Raw genomic sequence first — 19,560 nt, forward strand, 5'->3', positions numbered from 1 at the left:
ACACCACCAAGGTGTCGAACAACTCGCCGTGCCCGGCCAGGCGCTGAATCTCGGTCAGGCCGAGATGCTGGTGATCGAGCAGTGCCGATTGTTCGTGCTGCAGACGCAGCAGCAGCTCGCGCACCGACTCGTCGGGCCGCCATTGCAGCCGCAGCGGCAAGGTGTTGATAAACAAGCCGACCATCTGCTCGACCCCGGTCAGTTCCGGCGGCCGGCCCGACACGGTGGTGCCGAAGGCGACATCGCGGCGATGGCTCAGCCGACCGAGCAGCAATCCCCACGCCGCCTGCACGACGGTGTTGAGGGTGACCCCGAGGCCGCGGGTGAGCCGGGTCAGCGCTTGCACGAGTGCGTCGGGCAGGTCGATGCGCACGGTGTCGGGCACCGCCGGCGCGGTGGTCGCCGGCGCGATCCGGCTCGGCTCCTCGAAGCCGGCGAAGGCATCGCGCCAGGCCGTGCGCGCCGCGGCGGCGTCGCGCGAGGTCAACCAACGCATGTAATCGCGGTACGGCGTAACCCGCGGCAGCGCCTGCACGTCGGCGCCGTTGCGGTACAGCGCGAACAACTCCTGCAACAGGATCGGCGAGGACCAACCGTCGAGCAGGATGTGGTGGCTGGTGAACACCAGGTAGTGGTGCGTCGCCGACTCGCGCACCAGCACGAAGCGAAGCAACGGCGCGCGGGTCAGCTCGAAGCGCTGCTGCTGGTCGTCGGCGATCGCACGCGCCAAGGCTGCGGCGCGCTCGTCCGCAGGCAAACCACCCAGCTCGACCTCACGCCACGGCAGTTCGACCTCGCGCTGGATGACCTGCACCGGCTCCTTGATCTTGTGGTGGACGAAGGCCGCACGCAGGCTGGCGTGGCGCCGCAACAACGCCTGCGCTGCTGCTTGCAGCACCGCCGCATCGAGCGCGCCGTCGAGCGCGAACACCATCTGCACGACGTAGCTGTCCTGCACCTCCTGGTCGTACAGGGCGTGGAACAGGAAGCCGTGCTGCAACGGCGACAGCGGCAGCAGGTCTTCGATCTGGGCGTTGCGCATGGACCGGTTCCAGGATGAAAGCGCCCGTCGCAGCGTCTACGCGTCCGGGGCGGGCCGACGCAGCGATGGCGAATGATGAAGCCCCGTGTATCGATCGACGCAGCAGCCAGCGGGCCGTAGCGAATGCCGCCCGCGGCGATGCGGACCTCGCATGCGCCGCACAACCCATCGTTCATGACCGAACGATGACGATGCGGACCCATGACGCGACTGTCGGCACAGGCTCGTTGCGATGCGCGGCGAGTATGCAATGCGCATTCGGCGTGTCCATGTACTTATCCGTGCACGAACGGATAACTGTGATGAGCACGGGAATTAATGCTTCGAGTCCGACACGTAAGCGCGTAGTGCGCAGACGTCGGCGGTCGCGAAAACAACGGTTCGGCGAGGTCTCGGCCGATCTCGCCTTCGCTCGCGATCGCTGCGGCCGTGATCGCGGACACGCGAACGATGCGCGCATCGCCCCAATCTCGGATGCAGACGCGACGTCGGATGCGTTTACGAATCGCAGAAGTGAAAGAGCCGCGGCACCGTGCGGTGTCGCGGCTCGTGCCGGCGTCGCGATGGGCGAGGCCGGCCGCTTGCCCCTCGCGAGGCAAGCCATCGAAGTCCCGTCGTGTGCGGGCTTACTTCGGCAGATAGATCTTGTCGAAGAAACCGCCGTCGGAGAAATGCGCGGCCTGGGCTTTCTTCCAGCCGCCGAATGCGCCGTCGATGGTGACTTGCTTCACCGCCGGGAACTTGGCGAGTTCGGCCGCAGGCACCTTGTCCGGCTCGGCCGGACGATAGCCGTGCTTGGCGGCGAGGCGCTGGCCTTCCGGTGTGTAGAGGAAGCGCAGATAGGCCTCGGCCTGCTTGCGGGTGCCGTGTTTGTCGACATTCTTGTCGACCCAGGCCACCGGCGGTTCGGCCTTGATGCTCAGGCTCGGCACGACGATTTCGTACTTGCCGCGATTGGCCGGCTGCTCCAGGGTCAACAAGGCCTCGTTCTCCCAGGCCAACAGCACGTCGCCGATGCCGCGGTCGACGAAGGTCGTGGTCGAACCGCGTGCGCCGGTATCGAGCACCGGCACGTTCTTGAACAACTGAGTGAGGTAGTCGACGACCTTGTCGCCGTCGCGGTACTTGGTCGAGGCCCAGGCCCAGGCGGCGAGGTAGTTCCAGCGCGCACCGCCGGAGGTCTTCGGGTTCGGCGTGATCACCCCGAGGCCGGCCTGGGTCAGGTCGCCCCAGTCCTTGATGCCCTTCGGGTTGCCCTTGCGCACCAGGAATACGATGGTCGAGGTGTAGGGCGAGCTCTGGTGCGGCAGGCGCGTCTGCCAGTTCGCCGGCAACTGCTTGGCGTTGGCGATGGTGTCGATGTCGCCGGCCAGCGCCAGGGTCACCACGTCGGCTTCGAGGCCGTCGACGACCGAGCGCGCCTGCTTGCCCGAGCCGCCGTGCGAGGCGCGCAGGTTGAGGGTTTCGCCGGTCTGCTGCTTCCACTGCGCGGCGAACACCTGGTTGACCTCGGCGTAGAACTCGCGGGTGGGGTCGTAGGACACGTTGAGCAGTTCGGCGTCTTTGGCCGATGCGCAGGCGGCGGAGAGGGCCAGGCCGAGCAACATCAGGCGGAAGGTGGTTTTCATCGGTAAGTCCTGTGCGTGGGGCGAACTGGGCGAGAGCGTTCTGCGCGGTGAGGTTCGATTCGTGTTGGCGGAAACGATCGCGCGGCGGGTCAGAAGGCGAGTTGGGCGCGGGTAAAGAAGGCCTTCTCGTCTTCGCGGTCGCGGCCCGCGGCGGCACCGCCATCGAATTCGGTCTGGGTGTAGTTGGCGACGAGCTTGAGGTTGCCGGTCAGGTACCAGTTCAACCCCAAACCCCAGGAACGGGCCGCGGCGGCGACGGCGTTGCGATCGGCGTAGCGCGGGAAGGCCGCATCGTCGATCTCCAGGCGCCCGTAGCGTGCAACCAGTTCGAACGCGCCCCAGCCTGCACCACCGACCGTAAACGGTTGGTTAGGCCGGGCCACGCCCTTGTAACCGGCGTCCTCGCCGGTCAGCACGTAGCCGCCGGTGAGTTGCCAGGCGCGATGATCGAGTTCGTCGGCGACCGCACCGACGCGCACCTCCTGGCTGGAGCTGACGTATTCGCCGAGCAGGCTGAAGCCGTTGCGGTAGTACCAGGCCTGCGGCGACCAGCGGGTGTGCGCGCCGTCGGCCAGCGCGGTGCCGCGATAGTTGAAGAACTGGGTCTGTCCCGGGGTGCGATAGCGCGGCAGGAAGTTGTTGCCGCTGTCCTGCTTGTCGCCGCGGCTGCCGGCGAGGCCGAAGCCCAGGCCCGAGAGCGCATTGCTGTGGTTCTTCCACGGCTCGAAGAACAAACGCCCGGCGAGTTCGAAGTCGTTGTCGGGATTGACGGTCGGGCTGTCGCGGCCGTCGACCGCGCCGTTGTAGACGCCGAGCGCGTACGACACCGTCGACTGCGCGAACTCGCCTTGCAGTTGCACGCCGAGGTCGCGGTTCGGGGTGAGTTCCGAGGCCAGGCCGAGTTCGATCAGCGCGGTCGAGCCGCTGGACTGCAGGCGTTCCAGCCCGACCGGGCTCTTGAACTTGCCGATGCGTACGGTCGCGCGCGGGTCGAACTTCAGATCGAGGTAGGCGTCGGCGATGGTCGCACTGTCGCCGGCGAACTCCGGGGTCAGGCGGAAGCCGACCAGCGGGCCCCAACTGCCTTCGATGGTCGGCATGATGCGGCGGAACAGAAAGCTATCGCTCTGCGGCACGCTGTCGTCGCCGATGAAGAAGCGGCCGTCGGCCTGCACCAGCGCCTTGAACTTCAGTTCGACGTCGCCCGGCGGCGGCGATTTCACCGCCAGCCCCTTGCTCGCGCTGAGCGTCAGCGTCGGCGTGCTCGCGGCCTTGGCCGCGCTTTCCTCGGCCTGCAGTTCCAGGCGGCGCTCGATCACTCGCAGGCGTTGGTCGAGATCGGCCAGGTTGCCGCTGTCGACGGCCGCGTTGGCGACGGCCGCGCCAGCACCGGCTTCGCCGCCACCCAGGCGTTGTTCGATCGCGCGCAGCCGTTTGGCCAGTTCTTCGACCGTCGGCGGAGCCGTTTGCGCCTGGGCCGGCAAGGCGAGTGCGCAGGCCAGCGCGCCCCACAGCCAAGTGGTCGCGGTAGGCGTTGCGTTCGCAAGTCGAACCCGGGTTTGCATATTGTGCTCCTTCAGCGGTGACTGGACAGTCGGCGGGCCCATCGATCGGGCCGATAGCGGGTGGGTGGAGGTCGAGCGGCCGCGGCGACGGCCGCGGGGATGGATTACTGGCGTCGACAGCGCGCGCGGCTCACGGCCGCGGTGCCCGCGTCGGCGTCACCGGCAGACGTTGGCTGCGGGTGATCTGGACGATGCGCGAGCTGTGCACGACGACTTCGATCTGGCCCTGGCCGAGTTCGCGCACCGCGCTCAGCAACTGGTACTCGCTGTCGCTGAGGTTGACGATGTTGATCTCGGGGTCGACCGCGGGCTCGGGCCGGGCGGCGTCGACGTTCGGTTGGCGCGCAATGGCGCGTTCGCGGCGGCGCGGTTCGGTCGACTCGCGTTGGCCGGCACCGCGCTCGCCCGGCACCCGCCGACTCACGGGCCGTCTCCGGCCAGCGCGGCCAGGCTCGAACCCGGTGCCTGGGCGAGTTCGTGCAGGCTGCGCCGGTCGAGCACGTCGGAGATCGCGTCGCGTGCCTCGCGCATCAGCGAACGCAGGCTGCAGGCGTCGGGGTCGGGGCAGTCGGCGCAGGGCTGATAGGCGCTGACGCTGGCGCAGCGCACCGGCGCCAGCGGCCCGTCGATGGCGCGGATCAGGTCGCCGATCATGATCTGGTCGGCCGGGCGGGCGAGGGCGTGGCCGCCCTTCTGGCCGCGCCGGCTGTCGATGAAGCCGGCCTGGCGCAGATCGACCAGGATGGTTTCGAGGAACTTGCCGGGTGCGCGGCTGTGTTCGGCGATCGTGCGCGCCTGCAGCCGACCGCCCCGGAGCCGGCCACCGTCGGCACGCGCCAGCGCGCACATTGCGCGTAGTGCGTATTTGGCCTTCATCGTCAGCATTTCCTATTCACCATGTAGGGAATGTGGCCGCGACCGGTGGCTCAGGGGAAAAGGTATTGCTTCATCTGCTTATGACCTGGGGCTATGTGCGGGCGGGTGGCGTTGGGGGTTCGAAGCAAAAGCTAAAGGCAAATCCCCCCTACCCCCCTTTTTCAAGGGGGGGAATGCTCCGGGCAGACTCAGACACGGCCTGGGGCACGCAGATGATTCGCCCGCTTTGCAAAAGGGGGCTGGCGCCTGCGTTGGGGAGCAAGACGACGCTCTGGCTGCGCCGGGGGATTTGCGGGCAGGTCGCGGTGATCCGGCCGGAGCAGGAGCAAAGGCAAATCCCCCCTGGCCCCCCTTTCCAAAGGGGGGAATGCTCCGGGGAGGCAATGGATTAGGTCGATAAGAAATAGGAAACGGGTACGCCGCCGCTCTGCCGGACCCGTTCGCCAACGAAGCCGTTAGGATGAGCGCCCATGCGTTCTCTCGCCTCGCTTCCGCCGCTCGCTCGTACCTGTCTGACGGTGCTCGCCGTCCTCGCCGCCGCGTGCTGGCTTGCGCCGGCGTTGGGTCGCTACGGGCCGATCCTGCCCGACTGGGACGCGCTGTCGGTGCGGCCGGGCACGGCCGGGCACTGGTTCGGCACCGATGCGATCGGTCGCGACGTGTTCGCGCGTACGCTCGCCGGTGGCCGGCTCTCGCTCGGCATCGGCTTGCTCGCCAGCGTGGTCGCCCTGGTCATCGGCCTGGGCTACGGCGCCATCGCCGGTCTGGCCGGCGGCCGCGTCGAGCGCGCGATGTTGCGGGTGCTCGACGTGTTCTCGGCGCTGCCGTTTCTGCTGGTCGTCATTCTGCTGCTCACCTTGTTCGAGCGCTCGTTGTGGCTGCTGCTCGCGGCGATCGGCGGGTATGTCTGGATCGACCTGGCGCGGGTGATGCGCGCCGAGGCCGCGCGCCTGCGTGAGGCGCCGTTCGTGCTCGCTGCGCAGGCGGCCGGGGCGAGTTTCGGCCAACGCCTGCGTTGGCACGTGCTGCCGAATCTGTTGCCGCTGGCGTTCGTCTACCTCGGCCTGATCCTGCCGCAGGCGATCCTGGTCGAGAGTTTCCTCGGCTTCCTCGGCCTGTCGATCGACGAGCCCTCGTCGAGTTGGGGCGGCCTGCTCGCCGAAGGCGTGCAGGAACTCGACAGCGCGCCTTGGACCTTGCTGTTCCCGGCCGGGTTCCTGGTCGCGACCCTGGCCGCGTTCCAGTTTCTCGGCGACGGCCTGCGCGACTGGCTCGACGTGCGCAGCGAGGCCCGCGACGGCGCCGCCAAGGTCGAGGCGGCGGCCGCATGAGCGCGCTGCTGCGCCTGCAGGCGCTGACGGTGGCGACGCGCACGCGCGGCTTGCTCGGCCCGCTCGATGTGCAACTGCAGGCCGGCGAATGCCTCGGCGTGGTCGGCGAGAGCGGCAGCGGCAAGAGCCTGACCGCATTGGCTTTGTTGGGTTTGTTGCCGCCCGAGCTGCACGGCGAAGGGCGGCTCAGCGTCGACGGCGAAAGCATCGTCCTCGGCGGCGCCGCGCACGCGCGCCTGCGCGGCCGCAGCCTGGCTTGGGTGCCGCAGGATCCGCTCGCGGCCCTGCATCCGCTGCGCCGGGTCGGCGCGCAACTGGTCGAAACCCTGCGCGCGGTCTGCGGCCTGTCGGCCGCGGCCGCAGGCGAACGTGCCCTCGCCCTGTTCGAACGCGTGCAACTGCCGGACCCGGCGAACGCGCTGCGGCGCTATCCGCACCAGTTTTCCGGCGGCCAGCGCCAACGCATCGCCATCGCCCTGGCCTTGGCGACCCAGCCGCGGGTGCTGATCGCCGACGAACCGACTTCGGCCCTGGATGCGCGCATCGCCCGCGACATTCTCGACCTGCTCGACCGCCTGCGTCGCGAAGATCGCTTGGCGTTGTTGCTGATCAGTCACGACCTGCCGCTGGTCGGCGCCTACGCGCAGCAGTTGCTGGTGCTGCAGCGCGGTGCGGTGGTCGAACGCGGCGACACCGCGGCGGTGTTCGCCGCGCCGACCCAGGCCTATACGCGCGAGCTGCTCGCCGCCGACCGCATCGAGGCCTTGCCGGAAAGCGCGTCGGAGGCGCCGGTGTTGCTGCGTGGCGAGGGCCTGCGCATGCGCTATCCGCGCGCCGCGCACCGCGCGCTCGACGGCGTCGACATCGAATTGCGTCGCGGCGAGGGCCTGGCCCTGGTCGGCGAGAGCGGCAGCGGCAAGAGCACGCTCGGCCGCGTGTTGCTACGCCTGTTGCGCGGCGCACAGGGGCGGGTGTCGATCGACGGCACCGACCTCGGCGATCTCGACGCACGCGCCTTACGCCGCTTGCGCGCGCGTACCGGGGTCGTGTTCCAAGACCCCTACGCCTCGCTCGATCCGCGCCTGCGTATCGCCGAGATCGTGGCCGAGCCCTTGCGCATCCACGGTCGTGGCGATGCCGCCGCGCGCCGCCGCCATGCCGCTGCGTTGATGCAGGCGGTCGGCCTCGATGAGGCCATGCTCGATCGTTATCCGCACCAGTTCTCCGGCGGCCAACGTCAGCGCATCGCGATCGCGCGTGCACTGGCGACCGACCCCGAGCTGTTGGTCTGCGACGAGGCGGTGTCGGCCCTGGACGCGCATCACCGCGCGGCGATTCTGGCGCTGCTAGCGCGGCTCAAGCGCGAACGCGGCCTGGCCCTGTTGTTCGTGACTCACGACCTCGCCGCTGCCGCGGCGGTGGCCGAGCGCATCGCCGTGCTCGAAGCCGGCCGCATCGTCGAGACCGGGCCGACCGCGCAGGTGCTGCGCGCGCCGCAGCACGCGCATACGCGGGCGCTGCTCGCCGCGCGTCCGAAAACCGGACTTGACCAGGCCTGACTCGGACCCTCGCGCCCAGGAACGTTCCGGGCCAAGGTTTCGGCCCGGAACATCGATGGCGCAAGATCGGGCGCGACGATCGCGCCGCTGCATGGCCGTGTCGCGCTGAGCGGTGCAAGTGTCGCCGCTCAGGCGCGCGGACTCGAATGAAGTCGCCGTTTAGGCGAACGGACGCGAATGCCGCCCCCGCTCAGGCGCGGGCTCAGATGCAGCCGCCGCTCACGCGGCCGCGCTCAGATGACGCCGCCGCCGATGCCCAGGCGGACCACGCCGACCACGATCACGATGGCGTTGAGCAGCAGGCCGGTCTTGGCGCGGCCGTTCTTTTCCGAGCTCGTGAACAGCACGCCGATCGCGGCGATGATCGCGCCGACCGCGGCGAACGGGATCAGGAACCAGTTGCCCCAGCCCAGCAGCGGGATCAGGGCGAGGATCATCCACAGCAGCGCGACGATGCCCCAGAGCAGGCTGATCAATCCCATCGTGTCGTACTCCGCAGTCGGCCCGTTTGGCCACATGCGCAACGTAGCGTTTACCGGGCCGATTTCAAGTGCCGAAGGTGGCCGGGACTAATGAAAGCGCCGCCGAAGCGGCGCCGCGGCTGCGCCCTCGAGCAGCGGTTTCGCCGATTTATCGCCGATTGCGAGCGGTGAACACCGCGTGGCGGGTTTTCAGCCGTGCGAGCCGTCGATCTCGACACGCAGCTCGTAGCGGCAGATCGCCGCGTGCAGCAGGATGCGCGGCACCCGATCGCCGAAGCGACGGTCGAGCGCGGCGGCGACGTTGTCGATCTCCTCGACGTCGCGCACGTACACCTTCAGGCAGGAGCCGGCGCCGAACGCGCTCGACAACTGCGGCCGGCGCTGGCGGGCGACGCCGAGCAGGCTGTCGAAGTTGGCCAGGGTCTCGTCGAGCTGGGCCAACACCGAATCGGCGTGTTTGGACTCGTGGCCGACCACCGCCGCGGTGCCCGACAACAGCAGCGGCATCGCCGCCGGCTGCGGCGGCAGCATGGCGCGGGCGAAGCTCGGCGGCTGTGGACCGTACTGGCGCGGGTAGCGATAGGCGCTGACCTGGCGCGGATTTTCCAGCGGCGTGCCGGGCGTGCGCGAGGCCAGCCAATACACCTGCAGGCGGCGCGCGCCGTCGACGCGGCCGATCGCGGTCGCCGCCGGCAGGCGGGCGATGTCGAAATCGCCCAGGCCCTTGGCGCGGCCGACGCAAAACAAGCGGTAGCGCTCTTCGTCGCCGTGACCGAGGGTGATGCCGTCGAGATAATTCCAGATCCGCAACAAATGCGGATAACCACGCGCTTCGGTAAAGGCGAGCAGCTTGCGGTACAGGTATTCGGCGGCGCGCGCGATCTCGCCGTTGGTGGCTTCGCCCGGCAGCGGTTCGGGTTCGTCGAATTCGATCACGCCGAACTGCAGTGCGCCGTCTTCCGACCAGGCCAGGTCGCCGTCGCGGCCCTTGATCACCGGGCCGCGGCCGCGCCAGCGCTCCAGGCGCCGGTCGCCGAACGGCTCCAGGGCCACCTGCAGATAACGCGGGTCGTCGTGCTGCGGCGCTTCGGTCCCGAAGCCGAACACCGCCAGGGTGTCGTCCTGGTCCAGCAACTCGGCCGGCGTGGCCGCGACGTAGTCGACCTGCAGTTGCGGCGGCATCGCCAGTATGGCTTCGGCCGCGCTCACGGGTTGCCCCGTTGCAGGGTGTCGCCGCGGAAATCCACACCGACCTGACGCTTGCGCCGCCACCAGCCGCGCAGCGCCTGCGGCGCCATCCGCAGCGCGGTCATCGCATAGACGAAGCGGAACACGCGCAGGCGGCGCAACACTTCGTGGTTGTCGAAGACGTCGCCGGCGAGCATCGAGATCACCGCCTGCTCGATCTGCCAATAGTTGCGTGGGGCGTTGAACAGCTCGCGCATCACCGGGGTGGTGAAGCGATAGATGAACCATTGGAAATGACGCAGGCCGCGCTTGAGCCGCTTGACCATCGCGGTCTGCAGTTCGGTTTCGCGCGCCGGCTCGCGCAGGGCGCCGTCGACCACCGAGGCGGCCTGTTCGCCGCTGTTCATGCCGAGGTAGACGCCGGAGGAGAACACCGGATCGACGAAGGCGTAGGCGTCGCCGACCATGACCCAACCCGGGCCGGTCATGCGCGAACAGGTGTAGGAATAATTGCCGGTGACGTGGACCTCGCCGCAGCGCTGCGCGCCCTGCATGCGCCGCCACACCGAGGGCTCGGACTCCAGCGTCTGCATCAGGAAGGCTTCGCTGTCGCCGCGGCGCTGCTTGAGGTAGTCGGGGAAACACACTGCGCCGACGCTCATGACGTCGCGCTGCAGCGGGATCAGCCACATCCAGCCGTGGGCGAAACGCTGCACGGTGATGTTGCCGGCGTCCTCGCCGTCGCGGCGCTGCACGCCGGTGAAGTGGCTGAAGATCGCCGCCGACTGGTGCAGCTGATTCTTCTGCTTGAGCTTGAGCTGGCCGCCGAGGAAGGTGTCGCGGCCGCTGCCGTCGACCAGGTAGCGCGGGCGCACCCGCAGCTCGCTGCCGTCCTCGCCGCGGGCGTGGACCACCGCCGGGCGGCCGTCGGCGCCGAACTCGATCTTCTCGACCTTGACCCGCTCGCGCGCATCGACGCCGTTGGCCTGGGCGTGGCGGAACAGCAGTTCGTCGAATTCCTCGCGCTTGACCTGGAAGGCGTAGCCGTAGACCGGGTTGAGCGCGCGCTCGAAGCGGAAGGTGTTGTAGCGCTCGGCGTCGATCGGGAACTCGGCGCCGGGCTTGTGGATGCCGATCGCGCGCACCTGTTCGAGCACGCCGAGGCGCTCGAGGATGGCCAGGTTCATCGGCAGCAGCGACTCGCCGATGTGGAAACGCGGGTGGCTGCCTTTTTCCAGCAGCAACACCTTCCAGCCCTTGCGTGCGAGCAGGGTCGCCGCGGTGGTGCCGGCCGGGCCGCCGCCGATCACCAGGACGTCGGTGTCGATCGTCTGCGCGGCGTGGGAGGGGCTGGCCGTGCTGGAGGCAGCGGTGGCCGTCGGTGCGGCCGCGTCGGGCGCGGAGTCGGGCGGATTCATGCGCAAATGATAGCCTGCCGCCTCGACCCGCTGCGCAGCGGCGGCGGGTCGCAGGCGTCGTCGCGCCGCTTCGGCACACTGCCTCAAGTGCCTGATAACGCAGGTCCGCGGCGGGCGACAGCGGCTTTGGGTCGGGGCCGATGGAGCGGCCGGCCGCGCCCGCCGGTTGCGCCTGCGGCGCCGATGGCGGATCGTTGCGCCCCTTGTCCCACCGTGACCGGATCGCCCGATGTCTGAACAAAGCCCCGCCGAACGCGAACTGGCGCAGCTGCTGGTTGAGAGCCTGAACCTGGAAGACGTGGCACCGGAGCAGATCGATCCGGAAGCGGCGCTGTTCAACGAAGGCCTCGGGCTGGACTCGATCGACGCGTTGGAACTGGCCCTGGCGATCACCAAGCGCTACGGCTTCCAGCTGCGCTCCGACAGCGACGAGAACCGCCGCATCTTCGCTTCGCTGCGGGCGCTGTCGGCGCATATCGAGCAGCAGCGGGCCGCCTGAACGCTGGCGGCCGGCGCGGTGTCGAACCGTCAGCGCCTGCGCCCGTCCTCGGAACCGACGTGAACCCTTCTTCGTCCAGCGCCCTGGCGCGCCTGTTGCTGGCGATCGCCTACCCGGTGCTGGCGCATTGGGCCAGCCACGACGGCGGCGGCGCGTTGGCGGCGCTGGCCCTGGCCGACCTGGTCGTGTTCGTCACCATCGACGGCCTGCTGGGCATGCGTTGGCGCGCCTGGGCAGCGACCCTTGCGCTGCTCGCGGCTTTGGCCGCATCGGCCTTCACCCCGTACGCGCAGATGCTGTTGCTGGCCCCGCCGATGCTGTTCAACGGCTGGCTGGCGTGGTGGTTCGGGCGCAGCCTGCGCGCGCCGCGCGAGGCCCTGATCACCCGCATCGTCGCGGCCCTGCACGAAGGCCCGGTGTCGGCCTTGTCGCCCGAGCTGTATCGCTACACCCGCCGTCTGACCGCGTTGTGGGCACTGGTGCTGACGCTGCTGGCGTTGGTCAACGGCGCCCTGGCGATGATCGCCGTGCCCGACGGCGTGCTGGCGCGCCTGGGCCAGGTGCCGCCGGTCGCGATCAGCCAGGAGCAATGGTCGTGGTTCGCCAACCTGATCAACTACGGCATCGTCGGCGGCATGTTCGCCGGCGAGTACCTGGTGCGGCAACGCCGTTTCCCGGTGCGGCCGGAGAGCGGTTTCTTCGACTTCATGCACCGCATGGCCAAGCTCGGCCCGCGCTTCTGGCGCGAGCTGTTCTCCTGAGATCGCCGCTCCGCGCCGCCCGCCGCCGCGGTCTGGCCGGTGTCGCGCAGGTCCGGCGTTTGGGCACCGCCGCACACTGCGATCGCGCATATTTCAAGGGCCGTCGTCGCATTTCGACGCCCCGCTGAATGCGCGTGCTTTATCCTGTGACCCTCGCCCCAGCCGCCGACCCCGCCGCCCCGCCCGTATGCCGTTCGCGATCCCGTCCGATCATCCCTGCCTGCCCGGGCACTTCCCGGGCCGCCCGCTGGTGCCCGGCGTGGTTCTGCTGGAGCAGGTGATCGCCGCGGTCGAAGCCGCGCACGGACCGCTGAGCGGGTTGCGCCTGCCGCAGGTGAAGTTCCTGCAGCCGCTGCTGCCGGAGCAATCGGCGCAGGTCGAACTGGAAACGCTCGGCGCGGCGCGCTGGCGTTTTCGCGTACGTCGCGGCGACGACCTGCTCGCCAGCGGCGAAGTCGTCGCCGAGCCGGCCGCCGCGGAGGCCTCGGCATGAGCGGCGAGCACTGGAAGCAACGCCCCGAGGGCGGCGGCCGGCTGGCCTTCCGCCTGATCGGCTTCATCGCCCGTCGCGGCGGCCGCTCGATCGCGCGCCTGACCCTGTATCCGATCGTCGCCTACTTCCTGGCCGTGCGCGGCCCGGAGCGGCGCGCCTCGCGCGACTACCTGGCGCGGGTGCTCGATCGTCGGCCGCGCCTGCTCGACATCGCCCGCCACATCCACACCTTCGCCGCGACCATCCTCGACCGCCTGTACATGCTCAGCGGGCGCATGGCGCCGTTCGAGGTGCGCGTGGACGGCCTGGACAAACTCGAACCCTATCTCGACCGCGGCCAGGGCCTGCTGCTGTTCGGCTCGCACCTGGGCAGCTTCGAGGCCTTGCGGGTGCTGTCGCGCAGTCGGCCCGGCCTGAAACTGCGGGTGGTGTTCGACCGCGGCCACAACCCGGCCCTGACCGAGATGCTCGATGCGCTGGACCCGCAGATCGCGCGCACCGTCATCGACGCCGGCCAGGACGGCCCCTCGATCGTGTTCGCGATCAAGCAGGCCACCGACGAAGGCGCGATCGTGGCCTTGCTGGTCGACCGCGCTGCGCCGCACGAGCCGCGCACCGCTGCGTCCTTTCTCGGCGCGCCCGCCGAGTTCCCGACCGCGCCGTGGCTGATCGCGGCGGCGCTGAAAGTGCCGGTGGTGCTGGCCTTCGGCCTGTACCGTGGCGGTGCGCGCTACGACCTGGTGTTCGAGACGTTCAGCGAGGGTGTGGCGATCGAGCGGCATAACCGCCCGGCGATCCTTGCCGCGCTGGTCCAGCGTTACGCCGAGCGCCTGCAGTCGCAAGCCCGCAGCGCTCCCTATAACTGGTTCAACTTCTACGATTTCTGGCATGCCGATGACGCTCAACAAGCCCTGCATGTGGACTCTGGCGCTGATGCTCGGCGCCGGGTCGCTGCGCGCCGCTCCGGTTACTGAGGCCGCCGCCGTCCAGGCCGTGCCGGCCGGGGCGTCGGCCGCCGAGGCCGCGGTCGCGGCCGATTCCGACTGGATCCTGCCGCGCCTGGCGCAGCCGGTGCCGGCCCGCACCGACTTCGTCGAAGTGCGCGGCTCGGCCCTGCTCAAGGCGCCGCTGCGCCTGTCGGGCGAGTACCGCCGCCCGGACGCGACCACCCTGGTACGCGAGGTGCGCGCGCCGTACGCCGAGACCACCACCATCCGCACCGGCGCCAAGCCGGGTCAGGGCGAGGTCGGCATCGTCCGCCCGGGCAAACCGGCCAAGCGCTTCTCGCTGGCGCGCGCGCCCGAGCTGGTCGCGCTGCAGGCCAGCTTCGGCGCCTTGCTCGGCGGCGACCGCGCCCTGCTCGAACAGCATTACCGCCTGGCCGCCGAAGGCACGCGCCGGCAGTGGAGCATCAGCCTGACCCCGAAGGACGCGGGCCTGGCCGCACGCGTGCGCGAGATCGTCCTGCTCGGCCGCGACGACGAGCTGCGTTGCATCGAGACCCGGCCGGCGCGCGGCAACGAACAACAGCGCACCTTGCTGGCCAGCGCCGCGCGCGCCGCGGCCGGCGTCGCCGACGCGAGCCAGCTCGCGGCCTTGTGCCGCGGCCACGGCGCGGCGCGTTGATGACGCCCGCACGCCGTCTCGGTCTCGCCCTGCTGTGGCTGGCCCTGCTCGCGGTCGCCGGCTGGGCGATCGGCAGCCGCCTGCAGCTCAGCGGCGACCTGCGTCGCTTCATGCCGAGCGCGCAGACGCCGGCGCAGAAACTGCTGATCGACGAACTCGGCGAAGGCCCGGGCTCGCGTCTGTTGCTGTTGGCGATCGAAGGCGACGAGCCGGCGACCCTCGCCGCGCAATCGGCGGCGTTGCGCGAACGCCTCGCCGTGCAAGCGCAGTTCAAGCTGGTCGCCAACGGCGCGGCGCAGGGCCTGGACGCGGTGCCGGAACGCTTGCGCCCTTATCGCTATCTGCTGACCCCGACTTTCGACGAACAGCCGCTCGACAGCGCCTATCTGCGCGAGCAACTCGACACCCGCGTGCAAGACCTCGGTTCTCCGGCCGGCGAGTTGATCGAGCCGCTGCTGCCGAGCGATCCGACCCTGGAAATGCTGCGCCTGGCCGAAGCCTGGCAACCGGCGCAGGCGCCGCAGACCGTGCACGGCGTGTGGTTCGATCGCGCCGGCAAGCAGGCTTTGTTGGCGATCGAGACGCGCGCGGCCGGGTTCGACCCGACCGGCCAACAAGGCGCGCTCGATGCGATCCACGCCGCCTTCGCGCAAGCGCGCGGCAACAGCCCGGCGCGGCTGACCGTCAGCGGCCCCGGCGCGTTCTCGGTCGAGATCGGCGGGCGCACCCAGCGCGAGGCGAGTCTGATCGGCACCATCGACAGCCTGGTGTTCGTACTGTTGCTGTGGCTGGCCTACCGCAGTTGGAAGGCGCCGCTGCTCGGCGGCCTGCCGCTGGCGACCGCGGGCCTGGCCGGGCTCGGCGCAGTCGCCGCGCTGTTCGATGGCGTGCACGGCATCACCGTCGCCTTCGGTTTCACCTTGATCGGCGTGGTCCAGGACTACCCGATCCATTTGTTCAGTCACCAGCGTCCCGGCCTGTCGCCGTGGGCGAGTGCGCGCAGCCTGTGGCCGACCCTCGGCACCGGCGTGACCTCGACCTGCATCGCCTACCTGACTTTCTTCGTGTCCGGCGTCGACGGCCTGCAGCAGCTCGCGGTGTTCACCATCGTCGGCCTCGCCACTGCCGCGCTTGCCACGCGCTTCGTATTGCCGGGGTTGATCGACCCGGCGCCGCGCGACGCCGCCGGTTCGCCGGCGCTGGCGCGGCTGTGGACGCGGCTGGCGCGCTGGCCGCGGCTCGGCGTGGCCGGCGTGTCGTTGATCGCGGCCTTGGCGCTGGCGGTGATCCTGTTCGTGCCGGGCGCCTTCTGGCAGAACGATCTGGCCAAGCTGACCCCGGTGCCGGCCGCTGCGCTCGCGCGCGACGCGCAGCTGCGCGAGGAACTCGGCGCGCCCGACGTGCGCTACGTCATCGCCATCGAGGGCCGCGACGCCGAGGCCGCGCTGCAGTCCTCGGAAGCCTTGTTGGCCGAACTGCCGGCGCTGCGCCAACGCGGCGCGATCGCCGGCTACGACCTCGCCGCGCGTTATCTGCCCAGCGCCAAGACCCAGCGCGAACGTCAGCAGCGCCTGCCCGATGCGGCGAGCCTGCGCAGCGCGCTCGACACCGCCGTCGCGGCGACGCCGTTCCGCAGCGACGCCTTCGTCGATTTCCTCGCCGACGTCGAACGCGCACGGCAGGCGCCGCCGCTGACTCCGCGCGACCTTGCCGGCACGCCGCTCGCGGTCAGCGTCGAAGGCCTGCTGCTGCAGCGCGGCGACCACGCCACCGCGCTGGTGTCGCTGACCGGGCTCAACGACCCGGCCGCGGTCGCGACGGTGGTGCGCCGTCACGGCGGCCAGTTGCTCGATCTCAAGCAAGCCTCCGAATCCTTGGTCGCCGATTACCGCGGCCGCGTATTGATGGCCTTGGGCCTGGCCGGCGTGTTGCTCGCCGCCGCGGTCTGGGTGGCCCTGCGCTCGCCGCGGCGGGTGCTGCGCGTGCTCGCACCGATGGCCTTGAGCAGCCTGCTGATCCTGGCGGTGCTGCGCGGCCTCGGCGTCGAACTCAACCTGTTCCATCTGGTCTCGCTGATCCTCGCCGCCGGCTTGGGTCTGGATTACGCCTTGTTCTTCGACCACGCCGGCGACGACCGCGCCGAACAACTGCGCACCCTGCATGCGGTGATCGTGTGCAGCCTGACCACGCTGCTGGTGTTCGCGTTGCTCGGTCTGTCGTCGATACCGGTGTTGCGCGCGATCGGCAGTACGGTCGCACTCGGCGTGGTCTTCAACTTCGTGCTGGCCTTGCTGATCGTGCGCGAACCGGCGGCGATGGAGGCCGGCGATGCGCACGCGTGAGGCGATCGCCGCGCTGATCCCGCACCAGGGCCTGATGTGCCTGTGGCAAGAAGTCGTCGAATGGGACGAGGAACGCATCGTGCTGCGTACCGACGGCCATCGCGATCCCGCCCATCCGCTGCGTCGCGACGGGCGCCTGCACGCCGTGCATTTGTGCGAATACGGCGCCCAGGCCATGGCCGTGCACGGCGGACTGCTCGCGCGCCGTGACGGCGGCGTGGCCAAGCCGGGCGTGCTGGTGGCGCTGCGCGGCGTGCAACTGCAGCTCGCGCGCATCGACGACCTGGCCGGTGCGATCGAAGGCCGTGCGCACAAGCTGATCGATACTGGCGAGAGCTGGCAGTACCAGTTCGAGCTGCACCACGCCGGCGTGCTGATCGCGCAGGGGCGTGCCGCGGTAATGGCGCGGCCGGACTGAGCCTGCGCCGGCCCCGCGCAGCGGGCATCGAACCCCCGATCACGGTGCGGTCGCGGCGCGGTCGCGGCTTGGGGCATAAGCACCGCGAGCCAGGCTCGCCCTGAAGTGCATCGTCCACGTCTGCATTCACACCCCGCCGGCGCCGGCGTTTCCTAGTGCAGATGCGGCGGCCGTGCCGTATCGCGCTCGGGAGCTTCGTGCATGTCGCTGCAGTTCCATTTCGAGGACCTCGGCGCGCACCGCGCCGTCGACGAAGGCCGCATCGGCCATCGCCTGCGTCTGCGCATCCTCCTCGGCCGCCGCGAAGGCGCGCGCTTGCACTGGATCGAGCGCTGCGACCGGCCCTACGACGAAGACATGCCGGCCGATACCTGGGTCGACATGTTCCGCATCGCCGGTGGACGCTCGGCGATCTTCGCCCAATGGCTCGGCACCGCTACCGACGAAGGCCGGATCGAACTCGACTTCGACGCGTCGGCGACGATGCGGTTGGCGCCGGATGCGCAGCGCACCCTGGAATGGTGGGTGGTTGCCGTCGACGGCGAGGACGAGGACGGCGACGAGCGCGCCTGGGCGGTGTGGCGCGGCGAGCAACACCTGCTCTGCGACGGACAGGGGCAGGCGATCGAGCACCGTCTGGTGCAGATCGACAACCTGCACGGCCGCGAGGGCGACCCGCCGTACCCGGACGGTTTCCTCGTTTCGACCTGAGCCGGAAGCCGTGCCTCAGACCGGCTGGCCAGGAGCGGCGACTCCCCGCTCCGCCGCGTGGCTTTCGCCACGGCGGCGGGGCGGGGACAATCGGGCTTTGCCGCTCGGAGTCGTCCGCATGTCCATCTCGCACCCCTCGCCGCGCCGCGCCCTCGTCACCGGCGGCAGCGGCGACCTCGGTCAGGCGATCTGCGTCGCACTGGCGGCAGCCGGTTGGCAGGTGATCGTGCACGCCAACCAGCACCTCGAACGCGCCCAGGCAGTGGTCGCGCAGATCGAGGCGGCCGGCGGCCAGGCCTCGGCGATCGCCTTCGACGTCGCCGACGATCAGGCGGCGCGCATCGCGCTGGAAGGCCTGCTCGAAGCCGGGCCGATCCAGGGCGTAGTCAACAACGCCGGCATCCACGACGACGCGCCGATGGCCGGCATGAGCCTGGCGCAGTGGAAGCGGGTGATCGACGTATCCCTGCACGGTTTCTTCCACGTCACCCAACCGCTGTTGTTGCCGATGGCGCGCACGCGCTGGGGGCGCATCGTCAACGTGTCTTCGGTGGCGGCGGTGCTCGGTAACCGCGGCCAGACCAACTACGCCGCGGCCAAGGCGGCGCTGCACGGTGCCTCCAAATCGTTGGCGCGCGAGATGGCCAGCCGCGGCATCACCGTCAACGTGGTCGCGCCCGGCGTGATCGAAGGGCGCATGGCCGACGGCACGTTCACTGCGGAGGCGATCAAGCAGATGGTCCCGGCCGGCCGCGCCGGCCGCGCCGACGAAGTCGCCGCGCTGGTCGCCTTCCTGTGTTCGGATGTGGCCGGCTACATCAACGGCCAAGTGATCGGGATCAATGGCGGCATGGGCTGAGGCGTGCGGCCCGGCACACATTTTCGAGTCCGGAACCTCGTCGCATACTGCCGGCGCATACACGGGACGGCTCGTGCAGCCGACACTCAGGGGATTCGACGATGAAGCGATGGACGCATGCGGTGGCAGCCGTCTGCCTGCTGGCGACGGCAGTAGCCCCGCTGCTGGTGCAAGCGCGCGGCGCGATGGTCAAGTACGTCGAAGCGCGCAACGACGACAACCCGCCGCCATCGGTCGCGTTGAAAGCGTACGACCGTTTCGAGTTGGTGCCGATCGCGATGGACGCGCCTTACGCCGGACAGAAAAGCAACGAGATCGCGCGCGAACGCTTGCAGGCCAATGTCGATCTGCGCGTGCCGCCGATCCTCAGCGAGTGGAACGCGCGGCCGGCGGCTACGGCGGCGCCGCGTACGCTCAAGATCGAACCGCACATCCGCCACATCCGCTTCATCAGTGGCGGCAAACGATTCTTCGGCGGCGCGCTCGCCGGCGGCTCGGCGATCCTGGTGACGGTCAAGCTCAGCGATGCCGGCAGCGGTGAGGTCGTCGCCGAACCGGAGTTCTACCAGCACGCCAATGCCTGGGGCGCGGCCTATTCCTTCGGCGGCACCGACAATGCCATGAATGTCCGCGTCAGCGAGATGATCGCGACTTACCTGACCGCCAATCGCGATCAGGCGGTGGGCGGCCCGACCGGCAAGCGCGAGCCCGACGAAGAGGCGCCCGCGGAGGCGAGCAAGGCCGAGCCGGCAGGCGCCTGAC

20 protein-coding genes are annotated in these 19,560 nt (G+C 69.9%); 12 read left to right on the forward strand and 8 right to left on the reverse strand.

The window, feature by feature from the left end; genetic code table 11:
• The 5 genes from ACTOWK_RS06440 to ACTOWK_RS06460 all read right to left on the reverse strand — a co-directional run.
• A partial coding sequence (locus ACTOWK_RS06440) for a condensation domain-containing protein (protein ID WP_441329359.1) occupies positions 1–1,042 on the reverse strand: 1,042 nt, incomplete at its 3' end.
• Positions 1,043–1,668: 626 nt separating this feature from the next.
• Positions 1,669–2,670, reverse strand: coding sequence for a sulfate ABC transporter substrate-binding protein (locus tag ACTOWK_RS06445; RefSeq protein WP_441329360.1), 1,002 nt, complete (start codon positions 2,668–2,670; stop codon positions 1,669–1,671).
• An 89-nt stretch (positions 2,671–2,759) separates the two neighbouring features.
• Positions 2,760–4,235: an OprO/OprP family phosphate-selective porin gene (locus ACTOWK_RS06450; RefSeq protein WP_441329361.1), complete on the reverse strand. Its 1,476-nt coding sequence runs from the start codon at positions 4,233–4,235 to the stop codon at positions 2,760–2,762.
• Between the two features lie 130 nt (positions 4,236–4,365).
• Positions 4,366–4,659, reverse strand: a complete 294-nt coding sequence (locus ACTOWK_RS06455) for a DUF2292 domain-containing protein (protein WP_441329362.1) — start codon at positions 4,657–4,659, stop codon at positions 4,366–4,368.
• On the reverse strand, positions 4,656–5,111 hold the full coding sequence (locus ACTOWK_RS06460; RefSeq protein WP_441329363.1) for an RrF2 family transcriptional regulator: 456 nt from the start codon (positions 5,109–5,111) through the stop codon (positions 4,656–4,658). Before ACTOWK_RS06460 ends, ACTOWK_RS06455 begins: the two co-directional genes overlap by 4 nt.
• 470 nt (positions 5,112–5,581) lie before the next feature.
• On the opposite strand from ACTOWK_RS06460, the gene ACTOWK_RS06465 reads away from it, so the two are divergent.
• Both ACTOWK_RS06465 and ACTOWK_RS06470 read left to right on the forward strand, forming a co-directional pair.
• Positions 5,582–6,442 carry an ABC transporter permease gene (locus ACTOWK_RS06465; RefSeq protein WP_441329364.1) on the forward strand — a complete coding sequence of 287 codons (861 nt, stop codon included), beginning with the start codon at positions 5,582–5,584 and terminating at the stop codon, positions 6,440–6,442.
• Positions 6,439–8,001: a dipeptide ABC transporter ATP-binding protein gene (locus ACTOWK_RS06470; protein ID WP_441329365.1), complete on the forward strand. Its 1,563-nt coding sequence runs from the start codon at positions 6,439–6,441 to the stop codon at positions 7,999–8,001. The genes ACTOWK_RS06465 and ACTOWK_RS06470 overlap by 4 nt, the downstream gene beginning before the upstream one ends.
• A gap of 233 nt (positions 8,002–8,234) precedes the next feature.
• On the opposite strand, the gene ACTOWK_RS06475 is transcribed toward ACTOWK_RS06470, so the two are convergent.
• The 3 genes from ACTOWK_RS06475 to ACTOWK_RS06485 all read right to left on the reverse strand — a co-directional run bounded on the left by ACTOWK_RS06475 (position 8,235) and on the right by ACTOWK_RS06485 (position 11,089).
• The gene (locus tag ACTOWK_RS06475) at positions 8,235–8,483 is read right to left on the reverse strand and encodes a hypothetical protein (RefSeq protein ID WP_441329366.1); all 249 of its coding nucleotides are present in this window, start codon (positions 8,481–8,483) and stop codon (positions 8,235–8,237) included.
• 189 nt (positions 8,484–8,672) lie between these two features.
• Positions 8,673–9,665: a chorismate transformation enzyme, FkbO/Hyg5 family gene (locus ACTOWK_RS06480; RefSeq protein ID WP_441329546.1), complete on the reverse strand. Its 993-nt coding sequence runs from the start codon at positions 9,663–9,665 to the stop codon at positions 8,673–8,675.
• Positions 9,666–9,688: 23 nt separating this feature from the next.
• Positions 9,689–11,089, reverse strand: coding sequence for an NAD(P)/FAD-dependent oxidoreductase (locus ACTOWK_RS06485; RefSeq protein ID WP_441329367.1), 1,401 nt, complete (start codon positions 11,087–11,089; stop codon positions 9,689–9,691).
• A 229-nt stretch (positions 11,090–11,318) separates the two neighbouring features.
• Here ACTOWK_RS06485 and ACTOWK_RS06490 point away from each other — a divergent pair, with 229 nt between their 5' ends.
• The 10 genes from ACTOWK_RS06490 (at position 11,319) to ACTOWK_RS06535 (ending at position 19,559) form a co-directional block, all read left to right on the forward strand.
• On the forward strand, positions 11,319–11,588 hold the full coding sequence (locus ACTOWK_RS06490) for a phosphopantetheine-binding protein (protein ID WP_031371265.1): 270 nt from the start codon (positions 11,319–11,321) through the stop codon (positions 11,586–11,588).
• Between the two features lie 59 nt (positions 11,589–11,647).
• Positions 11,648–12,349, forward strand: coding sequence for a ketosynthase (locus tag ACTOWK_RS06495; protein ID WP_441329368.1), 702 nt, complete (start codon positions 11,648–11,650; stop codon positions 12,347–12,349).
• Positions 12,350–12,536: 187 nt separating this feature from the next.
• Entirely contained in the window at positions 12,537–12,842 is a 306-nt protein-coding gene (locus tag ACTOWK_RS06500; RefSeq protein WP_441329369.1) for a hypothetical protein, read from the forward strand.
• Complete coding sequence (locus ACTOWK_RS06505) at positions 12,839–13,816, forward strand: LpxL/LpxP family acyltransferase (protein WP_441329370.1); 978 nt, start codon at positions 12,839–12,841, stop codon at positions 13,814–13,816. The genes ACTOWK_RS06500 and ACTOWK_RS06505 overlap by 4 nt, the downstream gene beginning before the upstream one ends.
• Positions 13,731–14,468 (forward strand): LolA-related protein, encoded by a 738-nt coding sequence (locus ACTOWK_RS06510; protein ID WP_441329371.1) that lies wholly within the window; start codon positions 13,731–13,733, stop codon positions 14,466–14,468. The genes ACTOWK_RS06505 and ACTOWK_RS06510 overlap by 86 nt, the downstream gene beginning before the upstream one ends.
• Positions 14,468–16,810, forward strand: a complete 2,343-nt coding sequence (locus ACTOWK_RS06515; protein ID WP_441329372.1) for an MMPL family transporter — start codon at positions 14,468–14,470, stop codon at positions 16,808–16,810. The genes ACTOWK_RS06510 and ACTOWK_RS06515 overlap by 1 nt, the downstream gene beginning before the upstream one ends.
• Complete coding sequence (locus ACTOWK_RS06520; RefSeq protein ID WP_441329373.1) at positions 16,797–17,228, forward strand: phosphotransferase; 432 nt, start codon at positions 16,797–16,799, stop codon at positions 17,226–17,228. The genes ACTOWK_RS06515 and ACTOWK_RS06520 overlap by 14 nt, the downstream gene beginning before the upstream one ends.
• A gap of 201 nt (positions 17,229–17,429) precedes the next feature.
• Positions 17,430–17,939 (forward strand): hypothetical protein, encoded by a 510-nt coding sequence (locus ACTOWK_RS06525; RefSeq protein ID WP_441329374.1) that lies wholly within the window; start codon positions 17,430–17,432, stop codon positions 17,937–17,939.
• 118 nt (positions 17,940–18,057) lie between these two features.
• The gene (gene fabG / locus ACTOWK_RS06530) at positions 18,058–18,798 is read left to right on the forward strand and encodes a 3-oxoacyl-ACP reductase FabG (RefSeq protein ID WP_441329375.1); all 741 of its coding nucleotides are present in this window, start codon (positions 18,058–18,060) and stop codon (positions 18,796–18,798) included.
• 101 nt (positions 18,799–18,899) lie between these two features.
• The gene (locus ACTOWK_RS06535; protein WP_441329376.1) at positions 18,900–19,559 is read left to right on the forward strand and encodes a hypothetical protein; all 660 of its coding nucleotides are present in this window, start codon (positions 18,900–18,902) and stop codon (positions 19,557–19,559) included.
• The last annotated feature ends 1 nt before the right edge of the window (position 19,560 follow it).

Source organism: Lysobacter sp. CA196, assembly GCF_052078695.1.
Taxonomy (GTDB): Bacteria; Pseudomonadota; Gammaproteobacteria; order Xanthomonadales; family Xanthomonadaceae; genus Lysobacter.